Genomic DNA, 19,788 nt, shown 5'->3' on the forward strand with positions numbered 1-19,788 from the left:
ATGCGATTATGAAACCTTTAAAAGTTGCCGTGATTTGCGCGGCTGCTTTCACAAGCAGCCTTGTAGTCCCAAGCGTTGTTAGCATGTTACCAGGTGTGACACTTGCAACAGCTTACGCTGAGGAGCAAAAAACCAAACGAGTACCTGCACTGCGTGAAAAAGTGTATAGCCAATTAGCACGAGCACAAAAGCTGGCTGATGATGGTGATGCAAAAGCAGGGCTAGAAGCACTCGATAGTATTCAAGAGCGCTCTTCAAGCATGAACTCGTATGAAATTGCCATGATGCATAATTTCTACGGTTTTATTTACTACAACGAAAACGACTTAGATAAAGCAATTGCCTCGTTTGAAAAAGTAGTAAACGAAGATGCGATTCCAGAAACATTACGTGTAAGCACCACCTTTAGCTTAGCGCAACTTGCCATGGCTAATAGCGATTACAAAAAGGTAATCAAATATTTAGCGCAGTGGGATGTGATTAACGACAAGCCGAAAACAGATGCTTATTACGTATTAAAATCTCAAGCGTATTATCAGCTTAAAGATTACCAAAAAGGCATTGAGAACATTAACCTAGCTATCGCTGAAGCCGACAGCAAAGGTGAAATGCCAAAAGAAAACTGGTTAATCTTACAACGTGCTATGTATTACTCACTTAATCAGTCTGACAAAGTGGTCGAGGTACTTGAGCGTTTAGTTAAGCTTTACAACAAGCCTGAGTACTGGGTTCAGTTAGGTGGCATGTACGGTGAAACGGGCGCAGAGAAAAAGCAATTAGCGATTTTAGAAGCGGCATATCAACAAGGTTTCATGAAATCTAAATCAGATTTACGTCAATTATCGCAAGTTTATTTATACAACAATTATGGCTTTTAAAGCGGCGAACGTGATGAGTAAAGCTATGCAAGACGGTGTCGCTGAAAAATCAGCGAAAAACTATGCCTTTGTTGCAGAAGCAATGGTACAAGCAAAAGAGGGTGAAAAGTCACTTGCTTATTTTGCAAAAGCCGCTGATTTAGTAACGCATGGTCAGTACGAACAACGTATTGCAGAGGTAAGTATTAATCTTGAAAAATACGAAGAAGCAGCGGATGCAGCACGTAAAGCCCTAGATAAAGGCGGCTTAGAGTTTGAATCAAATGTGTATGTTGCCTTAGGTATGGCGCAGTACAATTTACAAAACTTTGATGCCTCGATTTTAGCGTTTGAGCAAGCGGAAAAACACAAAAAGTCGCAGCGTTTAGCTGAGCAATGGATCAAGTATGTGAAGCGTGAAAAAGTGCACGCCGAAACATTACGTACCGCTTTACTCTAAATCGTATTCAACAGGTAAGCGTACAAAAGAACTAATTTATAATCGCAACACCAAAGCTGCCTTCGGGCGGCTTTTTTCCGTTCCTAAAATTTACTAACTTACTCTTTTTTAAATAATTAATATTGTCATTTTATGTTTATTAAAGTGTAACTAGTTTGTCATACAGCTCCCGTAAGGTAGTCGCAGTTTAAAACTCAAGTGACCCAAAAGCATTAAGTTTTAGTGCTTTTTCGGTGACTTGAGTTTATGCGCTAACACAATAATTAAATATCTATCTTAACGGAGTGAACAATGAAATTATCTGGCTTATTCAAGGTTAGTCTTGTAGCTACAGCAATCTCTTTAGCAGGTTGTGGCGGTGGTGACATCAACATCAACGTGGACGAAACAGTTGAGCAACCAACTACACCTACTAACCCAACTACACCACCAACAACTGAAGAGTTACCAGGTGTATACAGCCAAAGCCTTTCGAATGAAGTATCTGCTGCATTAGGTCGTGATGTAACAGTTCAAGTTCTTTCAGGCGTAATTACAGAAGATACAACATTATCAACAGACGCATTCTGGGCACTTGATGGTGCAGTATTTGTTGGTAACGATAAAGCAGACAGTGCAACATTAACAATTGAAGCAGGTGCGGTCGTATTCGGTAACAGCGGCTCTGATTACCTAGTTGTTAGTCGTGACTCTAAAATTGAAGCTACAGGTACTAAAAACGACCCTATCATCTTTACTTCTAAGCAAGATGTAGTGGGTGATGAAACATCTGCAACGTTAATGGGGCGGTATGGTGCTTCTTGGTAATGGTATTTCTAATAAGTGTCCTGCTGAAGGCGATTGTGCTCTTCAAGTTGAAGGTGTTGAATCAGGTGCTGTATTTGGCGGTACGGATAACACAGATAATTCAGGTACATTAAAATATGTTGTTGTTAAAAACGCTGGTTATGAAATTGCACCAGACAACGAACTAAATGGTATTACGTTTGGTGCTGTTGGTTCTGGTACTACAGTTGAATACTTACAAGTTCACAATAATTCAGATGATGGTGTTGAATTCTTCGGTGGTGCAGTAAACCTTAAGCACGTTGTATTAACAAGCATCGATGACGATAGCATCGACTGGGACAATGGTTACCAAGGTAAAATGCAATTCGTTTATGTTGAACAAGATCCTGATTCAACAGATGCAAACCGTGGTATTGAAGCAGATAACGACGGTAGCACACCTTCTAAAGAACCAAAATCATTACCAATCATCTCTAACTTAACAATCATCGGTAACAACTTTGATGGTGAAGATGATGCTGAAGGTATCTACCTTCGTGAAGGTACAGGTTTACACCTTTATAACTCAGTGATCACTGGCTCTGATGAAATGGGTGAGTGTTTAGAGATTGAAGGTGCAGAAGACGGTGCTAGCGAAACAGTAAATAACGCTAACGATGGCACTATCTTAATGCAAAACACGTTTATGTCGTGTACTAATGGCGAAAACTTCAAAAATCCAGTTGATGGTAGCGGCAACACGTTACTTGAGCTTGAAACATGGTTTACAGCACAATCTGGTAACGTAATCAATGACAAGCCAATGCTTGGTGCAAACGGTCAACCAATTGCAGGTTCTCCATTACTAGGTGCTGGCCAAGATGTAGCAAATACTGTTGATGCGTTCTTCGATACAGTTGACTTTGTTGGTGCATTAAATGACTCAGATGACTGGCGTGAAGGTTGGGCATTTGGTTACGGTGGCGGTGAAGTAACGGCACCACCAGCTGTAGCAGGTTGTCCATCAGGTACAACGTCAATTTCTCCAGTTGATGGCAGCACAACAACATGTGAAGTGTCTGGTCGCATTACTGCAGATTTAACACTTACTGCGGGTAACTACTACGCATTAAGCGGTGCAGTATTTGTAGGTGATGATAATGCAGATTCAGCTACTTTAACAATCGAGCCTGGCGTAACAGTATATGGCCGTACAGGTGATGATTACTTAGTAATTAGCCGTGGTTCAAAAATTAATGCTAACGGTACTAAAGATGAGCCAATCTCGTTCACTTCAAGCCAAGATGTTATGGGCGGCACTACAGCAGCGGGCCAATGGGGTGGTTTAGTTCTTCTTGGTAATGCACCATCGAACAAGTGTCCAGCAGAAGGCGATTGTGCACTTCAAGTTGAAGGTGTGGAGTCAGGTGCCGTGTTCGGTGGTACTGATACAACGGACAACTCAGGTACGCTGCGTTATGTTCGTGTGATGAATGGTGGTTACGAAATCGCACCAGATAACGAATTAAACGGTATTACGTTCGGTGGTGTTGGTTCTGGTACTACTGTTGAGTATGTGCAAGTTCACCAAAACGCGGATGACGGTGTTGAATTCTTCGGTGGTAACGTACAAGCGAAGTACTTAGTACTAACAAGCATTCAAGATGACAGCATCGACTGGGACAATGGTTTCCAAGGTAAAATGCAGCATATTCTTGTTAAGCAAGCAGCTGATAACTCAGATGCAAACCGTGGTATTGAAGCAGACAACGATGGTACTACACCGTCTAAAACGCCTAAGTCAAACCCAACAATTGCTAACTTAACAATCATTGGTAATACCTTTGACGGTGAAGATGACTCAGAAGGTATGTACTTCCGTGAAGGTACGGGTGCACAAATCTATAACACAATCGTAACGGGACCTGAAGGCATGGGCGAATGTCTTGAGATTGAAGGTGCAGCTTCTGGTGAAAGTGAAACAGTGAACAATGCTCAAGATGGCACCTTAATGATTAAATCATCAGTGATTGCATGTTCTGAAAACTTCAAAGACCCAAGTGGTGTAGATTTCAGCGTTGAGAACTGGTGGACAAACACATTAGGTAACTTAGTTGCTACAGGTCAAACGCAAGTTGTAAATGGTATCTTTACTATCGATACAACAACAGCGACAGACGTTAAAGCAATCGACGGTTTCTTCGATACAACAACGCACATTGGTGCAGTATCTGCTGATAACAACTGGACTGAAGGTTGGACGGTAGGTCTGGAATAACACAGTAAGCGAGGTGCTAAACAACGTGTTTAGCACCTTTAAACAACTTTCTGTAACTTATTTCAGATAGAGGTAAACATGAAACAATATTCAAAACAGTTCAGCTTAACAGCACTAAGCGCAGCTATCTTATGCGGCTTGAGTGTCTCAGCACACGCAGCTGAAGCAGACGAAGAAGCTGTTCTTGAAGAAGTTGTTGTTAGTGCAAGTCGTTTAAAAGGCACTGCAACAGCTGTTCTAGAAGAGCGTAAACAGCAAGCATTCGTTGCTGATATTATGGGTGCAGAGCAAATTTCACGAAGTGGTGATAGTGACGCTGCTGCAGCGCTACGCCGTGTAACAGGTTTAACACTTGTTGATGGTAAGTTTATTTACGTTCGTGGTTTAGGTGAGCGATATTCAAGTACACAGTTAAATAACTCTGCTGTACCAAGTCCAGATCCAACACGTTCTGTATTACCACTGGATTTATTTCCATCAGGTATTATCGAAAGTTTATCAGTACAAAAATCGTATTCACCGTCAATGCCAGCGTCTTTTGGTGGTGGTAACGTTGATATTCGTTTGAAATCAATTCCAGATCAATTTGTATTTGATGTGTCGGGTCAGCTTGGTTACAACACCAATAACTTTGATGATGGCCTTGAATACAACGGTGGTTCGGACGATTGGTACGGTGTTGATGATGGCACACGCGAAATTCCACGTCCTATCCTTGATGTATACCAAAGTGGTCAATCGCTTGATGACTTAACACCAGAGCAAAGCCGTGCTTTAGCCCTATCGTTAAATCGTGATTATGATCCAAAATCAGCAAAGGTTGACCCGAATACGAAGTTTACTGCCACATTAGGTAACAGCTTCGAATCAGATAAATGGCGCTACGGTTTCTTATCGTCGCTTAGCTACGATAATAAGCACGTTGTTGCAGATGAGTATCAAGGTCAAGGCTTCTTGATTGGTGAAAACTCAACAACCATGATCCGTGGTTATGACCAAGTACTAAGTACTGAACACACGGTTAAAACATCAGGTATGGTTACTGTTGGTGTTGAGTATGACAAAGCGCATAAAGTTGACTACACAGCTTTAATCCTACGTGATACTGAAGATAAAATTTCAGATCGTTTAGGTATTGACCAAAACAACAACACCTCAGATAACAAGCGTGTACGTTCGTATGATGTTCGTTATGAAGAGCGTGAGCTGATCGTTAATCAATTAAAAGGTATGCATACTTTTGATTGGTTGAATTACGCGGGTTTTGATTGGAAGTATTCAATTGGTCGCTCAAATCGTTACGCTCCAGGTAATATGGAAACTCGCTTTATTGTTACTGATGCCAATGAAGATGGGTTTTACGATACAGTAAACGAAAGTGCACTAACCAATGCAACAACGGCTGCGCGTTACACATTCCAAAATTTGGATGATGAAGTAGAGAACTACGGTTTTAACTTTACACTGCCTATCATGCTAGATGGCGTGGATGTTGAGCTTAAATCAGGTGCTGACTTTATCTCTAAAGAGCGTTCAGCAACTAACCGTCGTTTTGATATCAATACACGTGCATTCTCAGATGTTGACTTAAACGGAAATGAGTTAAACACTATTTTGTCTGATGATGTACTCTCGAACGCGACACTAACGCAACCAATCTTGAACGACACAACGGTTTCAGGCGATGACTATAAGTCAGCGCAGAAAGTGGATGCCTATTACTTCGAAGCAGATTTCTTCTTCAATAATACATGGCGTATTACCGGTGGTTTACGTTGGGAAGATTTCCGTCAAGTATCTGTTCCTCTTGACCCATTTACTGGTGGTCTTGCATCTTCAATTGATTATGATGAGTTAGATCAGCTCGCATTCCGTGAAGATGACGTTTATAGCGCACTTGCATTAACTTATGTACAAAGTGACGAAACGCAATGGCGCTTAAGCTATGGTGAAACTGTTGTTCGCCCAGATTTACGTGAGATTTCTGACGCAACTTACATCGATCCGCTTACTGAATACCCTGTAGGTGGTACGCCTGGTTTACGTACAACGCAAATCAAAAACTATGATTTCCGCTGGGAAAACTATTTTGATACGGGCGAGAACTTCTCTGTTGGTGTGTTCTATAAAGACATGGTTGATCCAATTGAGTCTGTTCAATCACCTGCACAAGATGGTCCACCATTGGTACGTATTGCTAATGCAGAAGATGGTTATGTTGCGGGTGTTGAATTTGAATACCTGAAAGATTTTGCTTTCTTAGGTGGATTCTGGCAAGACGTGTTCATGACAGGTAACGTGACGTTAAGTGACTCAGAAATCAACATGGACCGTCAGGCAATTGTTGAACAAACAGGAGTTTCTGCAGCGGTTACAAATACAACACGTCGCATGACGGGCCATTCAAAATATGTTGTGAATATGCAGTTAGGCTATGACGCACCTAGTGGGCAGCATGCTTCAACGCTAATCTATAACGTATTTGGTGAGCGAATTATTATTCCTGGCATTGAAGGTCAAGAAGATTGGATGGAGCAACCTTTCCACTCTCTAGACTTTAACTACACCTATTTCCCTGATTTCAACTCAAGCTTGAAGTTCAAAGTGACGAATATCTTGGGCGCAAAATCTGAAATAGAGTCAGCGGGAACTTTAACTCGCTCTAAAGAGAAAGGCACTGAGTTCTCAATTGAGTACAAATACCAGTTCTAATACTCTGACCAAGGAAGGATACAATAATAAATCCTAACGTTGATTTAGCCCTGCACTAGCAGGGCTTTTTTCTATACCCAAACCACCTCAAGATGCAGAATTCAGCGTTTCACAGGTGCTTAATATCAAGGCGTTACTTTGCAAGAATGGCAGTCCCTTTTAAGAAGTAACAACGATGAGAGTAAGTGCCTGTGAAGCGCCCAAAGGGTTGGTTTAAAAGCGATTTATACTGCGTTATTGATTTTAACAATAGAACCACTATTACTTGCAATCAATGCCTTGCCTAAATCGCTTTTAATTCCAACTGAAACTCGCATCTTGAGGTAGTTTGGGTATATTAAACCATTGCGTGTTATGGTAGTTCAACGTGTTTAAACAGGGATTAAAAATGGACTTACGGTTAATTATAAATGGTAAAAAAGCGGCTGATGAGCAGCTTCGTGACGCCATCGGTCAATTTAGAACTAGTCAGCCACTTGCAGTGCGAGTTACCTATGAAGGCGGTGACATTGAGCGCTTTATTAATGAAGCCGTCGCAGAAAGTGTAAAACGTGTTGTTGTGGCTGGTGGCGATGGCACCGTTAATGAAGCCGTTAATGCATTAATGAAACTGAAAAAGTCACAACGTTTAGAGCTTGCAATTTTACCTATGGGCACAGCAAATGATTTTGCTACAGCCGCTAATATTCCTCACGGGTACTTGCCAGCGCTTAAACTTGCCGCACAGGGTCAGCCGCATGCAATTGATACGGTAGAGGTTGATAAGCGTTATTTTGTGAATGTAGCCAGTGCTGGCTTTGGGGCAAAAATTACCGCAACCACACCGCCTGCACTGAAAAACTTACTCGGTGGTGGCGCATATACCTTGGCAGGGCTTGTACAAGCGCTAAGTTTTGTGCCTTACAGTGGCGAGTTAACGCTGCCTGATGGTGAACGAACTTCGGGCGATATTATTGCCGCTGCCGTGTGTAATGGACGCCAAGCGGGTGGCGGTCAGCCCTTTGCGCCCCATGCGTACATAAATGATGGCTTGGTTGATTTAGTGGCGTTTACCTCATTTGCAATTTCAGATGTACCAGCGGTTATCGAAGAGCTCAGCAATTACCCTAACTCATCACAGCAGTGGGTAAAACGCTTTCAAGTGCCTTGGCTTGAATGGCAAACACAAACAGAAATGCCAATAAACTTAGATGGCGAGCCAATCACCTCGAAGCAACAACGTTTCGAAGTGCATGCTGGTGCGCTAAACATGGTACTGCCAGACGCTTGTCCATTACTTAAATAAACGATGATGAAAAATTTTGATGTTACTCGGTTAGCGCTGGTTTTGCTTGGGCCGCAATGCTAGATTACTCCTGTAAAAATTAAATTCTCACGCAATGGACTTTAATTTTTAACAGTTTAGGTAATTTGAATGAATCAAACAGTGGAACAAACAATGAAAAAAGTAGGATTAGTCGGTTGGCGGGGCATGGTTGGCTCTGTGTTATTAGAACGTATGCAGCAAGAAAATGATTTTTCTAATATCGACACGACTTTTTTCACCACCTCACAAACCGGTCAATTAGGTCCTGATCTTGCTGGTCCAGCTAAACCGCTTTTAGATGCCAATGATATCGCTGAGCTTGCGAAGATGGATATTATTGTCACTTGCCAAGGCGGTGACTATACCAAAGCCGTTTACCCGCAATTACGTGAATCAGGTTGGAAAGGTTATTGGATTGATGCGGCATCGGCATTGCGTATGAGTGACGACAGTATTATTGTGCTAGACCCAGTAAACAAAGACGTTATCAGTGCGGGCTTAGAGCAAGGTGTTAAAACCTATGTGGGCGGTAACTGTACCGTATCACTTATGCTATTAGCCCTAGGCGGTTTATTTGAACAAGACTTGATTGAATGGGTAAGCCCAATGACATATCAAGCGGCTTCTGGTGCAGGCGCACGCAACATGAAAGAGTTAATTGCGCAAATGGGTGCAATTCACGAAACAGTGGCAGACAAGCTTGCAGATCCAAATGCTGCGATTCTTGAGATTGATAAGTTAGTCACCGAAAAAATTGCCTCAAGCGATTTACCACAAGACCAGTTTGGTGTTCCTCTAGCTGGTAGCCTTATCCCTTGGATTGATGTACCAATGCCAAGCGGTCAAAGTAAAGAAGAGTGGAAAGCGCAAGTTGAAGCGAACAAGATTTTAGGCAGCAGTGAACAACCTATCCCTGTTGATGGCTTATGTGTTCGCATTGGTGCAATGCGTTGTCACTCACAAGCAATGACAATTAAGCTGCGCAAAGACATTAGCGTTGAGCAAATTGAAGAAATTCTTGCTTCTCACAATGAGTGGGTCAAAGTGATCCCGAATGATCGTGACATTACCGCTACAGACTTAACGCCTGTAAAAGTAACTGGCACGCTGTCTATTCCGGTAGGTCGTATTCGTAAATTAGCGATGATCCAGAGTATATCAGTGCGTTTACGGTTGGTGACCAACTGTTATGGGGTGCTGCTGAGCCACTGCGTCGCATGTTACGTATTATTGTCGATGGCTAGAACTGGTTTTACTTGGGTATAAAACCTTATTCAACTAACTCAGAGCTTCTGTTGAAAACTCAGCTGATTTTTACTCTGTTTCTAAATTCGCCTCGTATATAGAGGCGAATTTAGTTATTACTCGTGTATGTTATTAAAAACGATATTGAGCAGTGATACTAAAGTTTCTCGGTGCGCCATATTGAAACTGGTTATAAAACCCAATTTGGCTGTAATAACGTTTATCAAATGCGTTCTCTAAATTAGCGCGCAATGTAAGTTGTTCGTTTACGTTGTATCTTGCCATTAGTCGAAAAAGCGCATAACTTTGTTGACTAACCTCAACTGAACTTCTATCAGGCTTAGTGACATTTCTATTGATTTCACTTTGCCAATTAAAACCAGCTCCCAGTTGTAGACCACTTAGTATATTATTTAATTCATAAGTACTGAAAAGCTTTACTTGGTGTTTTGGGCTAGTGGTCGTTATCTTTTCTCCATCAGGGTCTTTTGTTTCAAATTGGCTATATCCAAAATAAACATTCCAATGCTCATTAATTGAACCATTTGCTTCAAATTCGAATCCTTGCGTTTTGGTGCCATCAATACCACGGTAAATAGGCACAGTAGTACCAGGTAATGTTTCTCCTGTTGCTTCGCCAACATTATCTTGACGGATCTCAAACACTGAAAATGAGGTGTCTAGCGCTTCTTCAAATAGGCTTGCTTTAACACCTGCTTCGTAGTTTTTTCCCTTAACAGGATCTAGGTAGCTGCCATCGGATTGAACTCTACTTTGTGGTGTGAAAATATCGGTGTAGTTAGCATACAAAGATACATTTTGCCCAACAGTATAGGTAGCGCCAATGTAACTGGTAAATTCATTATCAACTTCGTAATTATGAATGGTTCCGAAATTGTCTTGCTCAGTTTCCCAATTATCAATCCGTCCGCCTATAACCATTGAAAGCGCGTCAGTTACTTCAATATCAGAAGCAAGATATATTGCTTGTTGCTTTGTTTCTCCCCATGAGCCATACAAGATTTCATCACTCCATTGAGGGGTGGGATAAGTAAAGTTTTTATCTCTAAAATCACCCAAAGGCGGTGCTTCATTTAAAGAGCCATAATATGGGTTGGCAAACTCTTGTTTCTGCTGATTTACACCAATTAGAACTTGTTGAGAACGATCGAGTAACATAAAACGGCCCGATAATTTTAAGTCGTATGTATGTTGAGTGCGATTGCCATCAATAAATGCCAGTGAGCCAGGTATCATTCCTTCATTGGTTATTGGGTCTGGGTTACCTGTTGGCCATAACACATCATATTCTAAATCGTTATCGCCATAGATGTAGCTTGCTTTAACTTGCCAGTCATCACTAAAGTTATGTTCAATCGTGGCAAAGCTGTTCAACGCTTTGGTTTTAGATGATGCCCAGCGAGGAGCAGTTGATGTGTGGTGACTGTAATTAGTTCTATTACCTTGGTTGTCAAATAGCGGTAATCCACCAGACATTGAGCCTTCAGGCTTGGTATCTTGATAATCAGTTCCTAAGGTTAGTAATGTGTCACGACCTAAATCTGCTTCAATAATACCGTAAAGGGTTTGTCTTTGTTGCTCGTAACGATGCTGATAACTTTCGCGATCTTGATATGCTATGACCACTCGACCTCGAACGCTTGCGTCTTGATTAAAACCTCCCGATAAGTCAACAATACCGCGTAACTGTTGCCATGAACCAATACTTAGGCTTACGTTTGCTTGAAATTGTTCTGTCGGACGCTTACGCACTAAATTGATAGCTGCCGATGGACTGCCCGCACCTAACATCAAACCAGTTGCTCCGCGAACAACTTCTATGCGCTGATAAATTGCGCTATCCATTAAGTTGTCACCATAGTTAAAGCGTGTATCGTAGGTTGTCGCCACACCGTCATACAAAATACTACTTACGCCAATACCGCGGGCACTGATTGAGTATCGGTCGTTGTCAGAAGGGCGGGTATTAATCCCCGCTACGCTGTTCATCACTTCAATAACAGAGTTTAGTTGTTGATCTTTTATCGCTTGCTCAGTCACGACTGTGGTTGATTGTGGTGTTTCAAGAAATGATAACTCTAAACCCGTTGCGGTACTCATTTGCTCAACTTTATAGCTTTGAGCATTGTTTTGTTCACCCACGACTGTGAGTACTTCCATATCGTGATGCTTTTTTTGCTCAGCCTGTAAAGATTGACTAAATATCGCTAAACAAGAAAGTGCGACAGGCGTGAGTTTAAAGTAGTTAGTCTTTGTCATTTTTTATCCGTAGTCCTATTACGTCTATAAGTAGTGAGGCCTATGTTTAGGCTATTGTTGTGTCATGTTGAAAGTCATGACGAGTGGAAAATCATGGAGTGGGCTTATGATATCCCCAGCAAAACGGAGGTTTTTCTCTTTAGATAGTTGGAATCATTAATCCATAGATATTGCGGCAGTTTAAAAATTTCCATTGTGTATATCCTTTAACATTGATTTAGTAACCAAGAGACAAGAAGAGTTTTTCTTCAGTCTCCAATTAATTAAAATCCGCAACACCCTGTACCGATTAGTGGGAATATATCACTTAATAAATGGTAATGTAAATTATTATCATTTATTAAGTGTGCAGTTAAAAGGCCTTTTGATTTGTTAGTTTTTTCGAATTGGTTAAAGGACATAACATTATTTGTGATTTAAGTCGTGGCTAAAGGCTAGTAGAAAACTCTTGATCAATTACAATGTTAGATTCAAGCAATCGGAGCAATTTTTAAAAAATTGAGAAAAGCATGCACACACCCAACAAGTGGAAAATGACACCAGAGCGAGTATCGCAGTTTATCAAAACCTACAGCTTTGCATTAATGGTTGATAGTGAGTTTGAGGCAACCCATCTACCATTAGTGTATAAACCCGATGAGGGCGAGTTTGGTACCTTATATGGTCATGTGTCACGGGCTAATCGTCATGGCAAAAGCTTGCAAGATACCCGTGTATTAGTGGTTTTTAATGGCCCACATAGTTATATTTCACCCACTTGGTATAGTGAGAAGCCAGCTGTATCGACCTGGAACTACGCTGCGGTGCATGCCCAAGGCATAATAGAATACCTTGATGATGACAACACCTTAGCCTGCCTAAATGAGTTAATTAGCCAATACGAGCCAAGTATTTTAAACGACACCAGTTTGTTGCCAGCTGATTATCAAGCCAAATTACTGCGTGGCATAGTGGGTATTAAAATCGAACTTGACTCAATTCAGGCAAAAGAGAAGTTAAATCAGCATAAGTCGGCGGCGGATCAACAAGGTGTTTTAACAGGGTTAAAAGCAGATAAACACCCTGATGCCCAAGCTTTACTTTGCTATATGCTTAAACATGAAGTAGGAATAGGCAGCTAATTTGCATCCAGCAAATGCTGCCAATTGGTTGGAAAGTATCTAGCAATACTTTGTTAAAAGCATGTTAATTACTAAAACTAAAGTTAGTACATTCCACGTGTCTGTCAACTAAATGTCATATTTTTAACAGGTAAGTTTTGAGTAAAAGCAAGCATAAGGGGTATAAATTTCACGTTAACTTTATGTGGTCAAGCTTGCTTTGCCCCATAAAAATAAACACTTAATTATTTGCTGAACTTCCAAGGCCTCACTATATTTTCTTAAGTGCTTAGTTGGAAGTTGGCTATGAACATTTCAAAAAAATTAAAACTCGCCTTTGCGTCAGCAATTGCGCTGCCGTTGATCATTATTGCTGTGCTTGTAATTACACAAACAAGACAACAAGCCCTCGATAGTTTCGCTGAGCTTAGTCAAAGAGAAGCGAAACAAGTTGATAACGGTATCAGTATGTTTTTTGCTGAAATAGAGAAAAACGTCAATTATCTTGCATCCCATTCCGCTATCTTAGACGCCAAGCAAGGTGTTAAAACCCATATGCAATCACCTAGTGCAGAAAAGCTTGATCATCTAAGTGGTAGTAACATCGAAAAAAACGCCTTTCGTTTATTTGATCACTTTGGTGCCACCCATCCGGGACTTGCTTATATCTACATGGGGAATGAGCAAGGTGGTTATATTCAATGGCCAGAGGGTGAAGTCACAGCGAATTATGACCCAAGAGTAAGGCCTTGGTACGAAACTGGCAAAGCAGCAAATGGTAAAACGGTAAGAACCAATGCCTATTATTGGGCAGCAGATGACATGGTAATTGTTTCTACTGTTAAAGCGATTAAACAAGCAGGAGAGCTTATTGGTGTGCAGGGCATGGATGTATCCTTGCAGGGTCTTACCGATATTATTGCGAACATTAAACTTGGTGAAACTGGCTATTTAATGTTGATTGAAGATAGTGGCAATGTACTCGTTGACGTAAAAAATGCTGATTACAGGTTTAAGCAGCTAGCACAAGTCAATAACGGAAAATACAAACAGCTCGCTGAAAATAATCAGGGTCAATTTGAAATTGACATTAATGGCAAAGATTACTTAGCGAATATTTACACCTCGCAAAAACTAGGCTGGAAATTTATAGGCTTAGTAGAAAAATCTGAAGTAATGAGTGGCGCAAATGCAATGACGATTACTATTTTAGTCATCAGTGCAATCTTGATTGCTGTATTCATTCTTGTAGCTAGCTATATTTCTAAATTAATTTCTGCACCTATTGTTGAAGTGAGTGATGGTCTAACTGAAATATCGCAAGGTGGTGGTGACTTAACTAAACGTTTAGTGATTAAAACACGCGATGAAACGGCCAAACTGGCTAACAGCTTTAATTTATTTTTGAATTTGATTTCTGATTTAGTCACGCAAATTAATGAGTGTGCGCAAAATGTGAGTGATACCTCGGCGCAAACGTCATCACAAGCGGCGCAATTATCTGGCTCAACATCTCAGCAACAACAAGCCCTCGAAATGGCGGCCACAGCGATTAATGAAATGGCAGCGACAGCCAATGAAGTCTCTGCCAGTTGTGCCAATGCAGCCGAACTTGCATCGCAAACACAACAGACCTGAGCTTGGACAAAGTGTTATATCTAAAACGGTTGATAGCGTTGTATCTCTATCTAAGGTGATCACCAAAGCAACTAAAGATATAAACCAACTCGACGCTGAAAGCGAAAATATCATGTCGATATTAAGCGTGATAAGAGGCATCGCAGAGCAAACCAATTTGTTAGCTTTAAACGCAGCAATTGAAGCGGCGAGGGCGGGTGAACATGGTCGAGGTTTTGCAGTTGTCGCAGATGAGGTGCGTGCGTTATCACAAAGAACCTCAGAATCGACAGAAGAAATAGCAAGTCAGTTAGATACGTTGCGCAAGATGTCTGATCAAGTGTCAAAAGAGATGACAACCAGCTTAGATCGCACAAACAAAACAGTGGAGTTAGCCCATTCAGCACAACAGCAATTTAGCGAAATAACTGCGTCTATCGTCAATATCAGCGATTTAAATACACAGATTGCCACTGCAGCTGAAGAGCAACAGCATGTAGCAGAAGACATTAACCGCAATGTTGTTGAAATAAAAAATGCGGCTGATGATGTAAGCGAAATTGCCCATAGTGCCAGAGGCAATGGTGAAAAACTAAACCTGTTATCGAAAACTCTAAATGATTTAGTGGGTAAGTTTAAAGTGTAAAATACTCTTTGTTTCATATACTTTGCATGCTTTAATGGAATAAATAACTAAAGCGTGTAACGAATCATTTTGTTATTTGATTAGAGAACACAAAGCACGAAAACTCCTATAAAATGGCAAATAATGAAAATAGATAGTGTGAACGCTGAAGATTACCCAGAGCTACTTGCTGTATGGGAAAACTCAGTTCGAGCAACCCATGATTTTATAACAGAAGACGACATCGCTTTTTTTAAGCCAATTATTATCGAGCAAGCGTTTCCGAATGTGACATTAAAGTGCATTAAGGATGAGCATCAGGCAATTTTAGGCTTTATAGGCGTACATGAATGCAAAATAGAAATGTTGTTCATTTTAGATGCCGCAAGAGGTAAGGGCATAGGTAAAGCACTACTCAACTATGCAGTTGAGCAATTAGCTGCCAACAAAGTGGATGTTAATGAGCAAAACCTACTTGCGGTTGGATTTTATCAACATAGGGGCTTTAAAATTGCCTCACGCTCGCCTTTAGATGATATGGGCAAACCATTTCCAATATTGCACATGGAACTCGTGTAGGAACGGCTTCAGCCGTGAAAGTCGAAATTTATAGCGACAAAACTTTAAACATTTTTCTAATTACGCGCTAAAGCACGACTTACAAACGCGCGAAACAAGTTTCACGCCTACGATGAATCTCGTAGGAACGGCTTCAGCCGTGAATTTAGATGTTCGGCGTTGAAACGCCTCCTACAAACTTGTATCTCGCAAACTTTACCCTCGTAACTCGCTAACTTTCCCCTTGAAACTCGTTAACTTTACTTTCGTCACTTATCTTTTGCTTAATTCAATGAACGCGATATGCTGAAGCAGCGAATAAATCATTACATGGGAGTAGCAAATGAATCTCAATCAGGTGACGTTACCTGTAAAGGATATGAATGAAGCGGTGGCTTTTTACTTAACATTGGGAATGATTCAGATAGTAGATACTCCGCATTACGCACGCTTTCAATGCCCTGATGGTGATGCCACATTTTCGCTGTCATTAGAAACCGGTAATTATAATAATAGTGCGGTAATTTATTTTGAACATGAGCAGCTCGATGAGCTCTATGCAAGCCTTGTTGAAAAAGGCATTCGCTTTGAACAGCCGCCTACTGCACAGCGTTATTTATGGACGGAAGCAATTCTAAAAGACCCATCAGGGAATAAAATTAAATTGTATTGGGCCGGAGAAAACCGCTTAAACCCGCCATGGAAAGTAGAAAAAGAGGGTAAAAAAAGGCGCTAAGGTCTAGCGCCTAATAGCTAAAAACAATTATTTAAAAACCTTACTGCTTTTCTTTCAGTAGTTGTTTTAGTTCGGTCATTTCAGCTTGCAGCTGAGCAATTTGCCCTTTAGTTGCAGGCATGTCGGCATCAGATGTTTGCTCTTCACGGGCGTTACGATGCTCTTCAGACATAACTTCTAAAATAGCACCAACCATCATGTTTAAAAATACAAAGGCTGTTAAAAAGATGAAGGTTAGATAAAAAATCCAGCTGAGCTCATACACAGCCATCGTTTCATACATAACATCGGTCCAATCCTCAAACGTTGCAATCCTGAATAGGGTGAGCATCGAAATAGACACATCGCCCCACAGTATTGGGTTGATGTCAGCAAACAGCATGCTACCCATGGCGGCATAAATATAGAAGATCACGAACATGAGCAGGGCGATATAGCCCATTTGCGGAATAGCTTTTAGAAGCGAGTTAACCAGCAGTCTAAGTTCTGGGATCATCGACACTAGTCGCAATACGCGGAAAATACGCAGTAATCGAGCGATAAAAATTGTTGAGCCTGCTGCAGGGTAAAGGCTACCCACCACGATTATAAAATCGAAAATGTTCCAACCTTTGCTGAAAAAGTCTTTAAAGCCTCGGCTTGCGATAAAGCGGATCACCAGTTCAACTAAAAAGAATACCGTGATACCTAAGTCCATCCAATGTAAGGCAAGCTCAACTGTTGGATGTAACGAATAGGTGTGTGCCCCCACAGTTAGTGCTGAAATAACAATGACAGCAATAACAAATGATTGAAAAATTTTACTTTTATCGATACGCTGAAACAGCTGTTGTAACTGCGACAACATCATATAGAACCCTTTGGTTGTAATATTTAAACCCACGCAATATACAGGAAATTGCAGCACCAATGTATAACTACATGAAGGAAATTTAATGTTTTTTAACGCTTTAAAATTAGCCGTGATTGCAACGCTTGCTGTGGTTTTATCAGCGTGTAGCTCTGATGCCCGTTATCATGAAATTCAATCAGCACGTTTAAGTGAATGCAATTATTTGGCAGATAAAGAATACCATGAGTGTGTTAAACGCCAGCAAGACAGTTACGAAGAATTTAAAAAACAACAAGCAGAACATGACTAAAACAGAAAAGCGTCTAGATAAGGTTATTCGAGTTGCTTTAACGCAAGCGTGCGAACTAGCAAAAGAACAAGTACACGAATTTTCATGGTTAACGCATACTGCTGATCTAAAAAAGCTACCGCAATCACTAAAAGTCAGTTGTTATTGTAAAGAGCTGCCGATAACCGCTGAGCAAACCCAGTTAATTAGCAGTCTAATTATCAAAGAATTGAGTGCAAAAGATTTAGCTATCAATGTAAAAGCAATTTCATTTTTAAAGGAATAATAATGTACTTAAATTTAGACCCTAAACAGATGGTTAGATTAAACCTGGCTCTTGCTGTGTTATTTATTTGTGTAGGTGTGTACAGCTTGCAATCAGACTCATTACCTATTTCAAGTTTTACCGGTTTTATATTTGCAATTGCTTTTATGGTGCAAGCCTATCGCTCAACAGAAAAATTTGCAGCCAAATCAGCGCTTAGTAAAACACTCACGGCAACAGACACGAGTTTAACGGTTAAGCAGGTTTATTATGGCGAGCAAGTAAAGACTGTTGAATTAAGCCGTATTACGCAACTGAAAGTTGCTGATAACTATTTAGCCGTAATTTTAGATGGCAACGGACAAGGTTATGACTTTCAAATAAAAGGTAAAGCTGAAGCCATCACTGAACGTTTAAATGAGATATTGCCAAAGGCGCTGCTTAAAAACAGCCCAATCGAACAGGTTTAATTTGGTAAGCCAGCTGCAAATGGCTATAATCGGCAAAAATTATTGAAAGAGATATAGCAATGGCAGTGCCTACGCGTTCACAAATTTCAATTGGCTGCGAAGTCAACATTGTATTAAAACAAGATCAACGAACAGGCCAGTTAACTCAAGGTGTGGTATCCCGTATTTTAACTAAATCACCAAATCACCCGCATGGTATTAAAGTACAGCTTGATGATGGTCAAGTAGGGCGCGTGAAAGAGATTTTATCATGAGTGTTTTAAGCGAAAGTGAATTTTGGCAACTCGTAACCGCCGAAGATAAAACTGCCGAGCCTGAGTCTGTTTGTAATGCATTAAAAGCAAAGCTTACTGATTTATCTGACCAACAGCTGATGGAGTTCGATAAGCAGTTTAACCTACGTATGCGCAAAGCTTATACCTGGGATTTATTTGGCGCTGCATATGTGATGGCCGGATGTAACGACGATTATGGTTTTTCTGAGTTTTTATGTTGGCTTATTTCACGTGGTGAACAGGCTTTTTTGAAAGCGCTTGAAAACCCAGACTCAATTGCTGAGTGTACGCCTGTTTATCATTTAAACGAACAGCCTTACCCGTATTTAGATGAGTACGATTTAATTGCCGGTATGCTTTACGAAGAGCGTAATGATGACGAATTACCCTTTGTACCATCTGGCGTTTGAGCAACCAAAAGGTAAACGCTTTAAAGATAAGGCCAAGTTTTTAAAGCAAACCTATCCAAATTTATACGCCAAATATTGGCAACAACCGAACTAATTAAAAGCACCTAAGGGTGCTTTTTTATGCGCTAATACTTACTTTTCTATAGCTTTCAGAAATTTTTAGTACCTATATTTAATCATTTTGTGGTATCTTATTCACGCTATATTCAGCTAATTTAACAATATAAATCAGCAAGCTAAGTTTAATTAGTTTGCTTAACACATATCAAAGGAAATGACAGTGTCAGAAAACGTATATCAAGCACCAGAAGCAAACCTTGCTACAGCGTCAACAGAAACAACTACCTTAAGCATGAAAGAAATCTTATTTTCTTTTAAAGGACGTATTCCTCGTAAGACTTATTGGTATTCTTTCTTAGGTATTATTGTAGCTTCATTTGTTTTTATGTTCGTAGTTGCATTATTAACAGGTGGTAATGAAACAGCAATCTCTGTAATCACACTCATCTTTTATATCCCGCTTATGTGGGTTTCGCTTGCGGTTCAAGTTAAACGCTGGCACGACCGTAACAAATCAGGTTGGTGGGTACTGATTGGCTTAGTTCCACTGATTGGTGGTATTTGGGCGTTAATCGAAAATGGCTTTTTAGCAGGTGATGAAGCTGAGAACCGTTTCGGTAAACCTACTAGCTTATAAGCTTTACT

14 protein-coding genes and 4 pseudogenes are annotated in these 19,788 nt (G+C 40.6%); 16 read left to right on the forward strand and 2 right to left on the reverse strand.

Annotated features, from left to right (window positions below; all coding sequences use genetic code 11):
* Nucleotides 1–8: 8 nt before the first annotated feature.
* From ACRWSG_RS21105 to asd, 5 genes and pseudogenes are all read left to right on the forward strand, one after another.
* Nucleotides 9–1,317: pseudogene (locus tag ACRWSG_RS21105) on the forward strand (tetratricopeptide repeat protein).
* A 291-nt stretch (nucleotides 1,318–1,608) separates the two neighbouring features.
* Nucleotides 1,609–4,363 (forward strand): annotated as a pseudogene (locus tag ACRWSG_RS21110) (hypothetical protein).
* Nucleotides 4,364–4,441: 78 nt separating this feature from the next.
* Entirely contained in the window at nucleotides 4,442–7,075 is a 2,634-nt protein-coding gene (locus tag ACRWSG_RS21115) for a TonB-dependent receptor domain-containing protein (RefSeq protein ID WP_166340878.1), read from the forward strand.
* Nucleotides 7,076–7,463: 388 nt separating this feature from the next.
* The gene (yegS, locus tag ACRWSG_RS21120; protein ID WP_462167459.1) at nucleotides 7,464–8,360 is read left to right on the forward strand and encodes a lipid kinase YegS; all 897 of its coding nucleotides are present in this window, start codon (nucleotides 7,464–7,466) and stop codon (nucleotides 8,358–8,360) included.
* A 129-nt stretch (nucleotides 8,361–8,489) separates the two neighbouring features.
* Nucleotides 8,490–9,625: pseudogene (gene asd / locus ACRWSG_RS21125) on the forward strand (aspartate-semialdehyde dehydrogenase).
* Nucleotides 9,626–9,758: 133 nt separating this feature from the next.
* Here the strand turns inward: asd and ACRWSG_RS21130 are convergent.
* A complete protein-coding gene (locus ACRWSG_RS21130; RefSeq protein ID WP_244664387.1) occupies nucleotides 9,759–11,807 on the reverse strand; it encodes a TonB-dependent siderophore receptor in 2,049 nt (682 codons plus the stop codon).
* Nucleotides 11,808–12,415: 608 nt separating this feature from the next.
* On the opposite strand from ACRWSG_RS21130, the gene ACRWSG_RS21135 reads away from it, so the two are divergent.
* The 5 genes from ACRWSG_RS21135 to ACRWSG_RS21155 all read left to right on the forward strand — a co-directional run bounded on the left by ACRWSG_RS21135 (nucleotide 12,416) and on the right by ACRWSG_RS21155 (nucleotide 16,542).
* Nucleotides 12,416–13,027, forward strand: a complete 612-nt coding sequence (locus ACRWSG_RS21135; RefSeq protein ID WP_462167460.1) for an FMN-binding negative transcriptional regulator — start codon at nucleotides 12,416–12,418, stop codon at nucleotides 13,025–13,027.
* A 285-nt stretch (nucleotides 13,028–13,312) separates the two neighbouring features.
* Entirely contained in the window at nucleotides 13,313–14,644 is a 1,332-nt protein-coding gene (locus ACRWSG_RS21140; protein WP_462167461.1) for a methyl-accepting chemotaxis protein, read from the forward strand.
* Complete coding sequence (locus ACRWSG_RS21145) at nucleotides 14,619–15,269, forward strand: methyl-accepting chemotaxis protein (RefSeq protein WP_462167462.1); 651 nt, start codon at nucleotides 14,619–14,621, stop codon at nucleotides 15,267–15,269. The genes ACRWSG_RS21140 and ACRWSG_RS21145 overlap by 26 nt, the downstream gene beginning before the upstream one ends.
* A gap of 123 nt (nucleotides 15,270–15,392) precedes the next feature.
* The gene (locus ACRWSG_RS21150) at nucleotides 15,393–15,827 is read left to right on the forward strand and encodes a GNAT family N-acetyltransferase (RefSeq protein ID WP_138599975.1); all 435 of its coding nucleotides are present in this window, start codon (nucleotides 15,393–15,395) and stop codon (nucleotides 15,825–15,827) included.
* Between the two features lie 322 nt (nucleotides 15,828–16,149).
* Nucleotides 16,150–16,542, forward strand: a complete 393-nt coding sequence (locus ACRWSG_RS21155) for a VOC family protein (RefSeq protein WP_138599974.1) — start codon at nucleotides 16,150–16,152, stop codon at nucleotides 16,540–16,542.
* Between the two features lie 40 nt (nucleotides 16,543–16,582).
* On the opposite strand, the gene ACRWSG_RS21160 is transcribed toward ACRWSG_RS21155, so the two are convergent.
* The gene (locus ACRWSG_RS21160) at nucleotides 16,583–17,389 is read right to left on the reverse strand and encodes an ion transporter (protein WP_462167554.1); all 807 of its coding nucleotides are present in this window, start codon (nucleotides 17,387–17,389) and stop codon (nucleotides 16,583–16,585) included.
* A gap of 88 nt (nucleotides 17,390–17,477) precedes the next feature.
* On the opposite strand from ACRWSG_RS21160, the gene ACRWSG_RS21165 reads away from it, so the two are divergent.
* The 6 genes and pseudogenes from ACRWSG_RS21165 (at nucleotide 17,478) to ACRWSG_RS21190 (ending at nucleotide 19,780) form a co-directional block, all read left to right on the forward strand.
* The gene (locus ACRWSG_RS21165) at nucleotides 17,478–17,684 is read left to right on the forward strand and encodes a hypothetical protein (protein WP_138599973.1); all 207 of its coding nucleotides are present in this window, start codon (nucleotides 17,478–17,480) and stop codon (nucleotides 17,682–17,684) included.
* A complete protein-coding gene (locus ACRWSG_RS21170; protein WP_138599972.1) occupies nucleotides 17,677–17,949 on the forward strand; it encodes a hypothetical protein in 273 nt (90 codons plus the stop codon). The genes ACRWSG_RS21165 and ACRWSG_RS21170 overlap by 8 nt, the downstream gene beginning before the upstream one ends.
* Nucleotides 17,950–17,951: 2 nt before the next feature.
* A complete protein-coding gene (locus ACRWSG_RS21175) occupies nucleotides 17,952–18,398 on the forward strand; it encodes a hypothetical protein (RefSeq protein WP_462167463.1) in 447 nt (148 codons plus the stop codon).
* A gap of 59 nt (nucleotides 18,399–18,457) precedes the next feature.
* Nucleotides 18,458–18,652, forward strand: a complete 195-nt coding sequence (locus tag ACRWSG_RS21180; RefSeq protein WP_036971837.1) for a YwbE family protein — start codon at nucleotides 18,458–18,460, stop codon at nucleotides 18,650–18,652.
* Nucleotides 18,649–19,177, forward strand: a pseudogene (locus ACRWSG_RS21185) (DUF4240 domain-containing protein). The gene ACRWSG_RS21180 and the pseudogene ACRWSG_RS21185 overlap by 4 nt, the downstream one beginning before the upstream one ends.
* Nucleotides 19,178–19,363: 186 nt before the next feature.
* Entirely contained in the window at nucleotides 19,364–19,780 is a 417-nt protein-coding gene (locus ACRWSG_RS21190; RefSeq protein WP_138599969.1) for a DUF805 domain-containing protein, read from the forward strand.
* The last annotated feature ends 8 nt before the right edge of the window (nucleotides 19,781–19,788 follow it).

The organism is Pseudoalteromonas sp. GB43 (assembly GCF_054923805.1).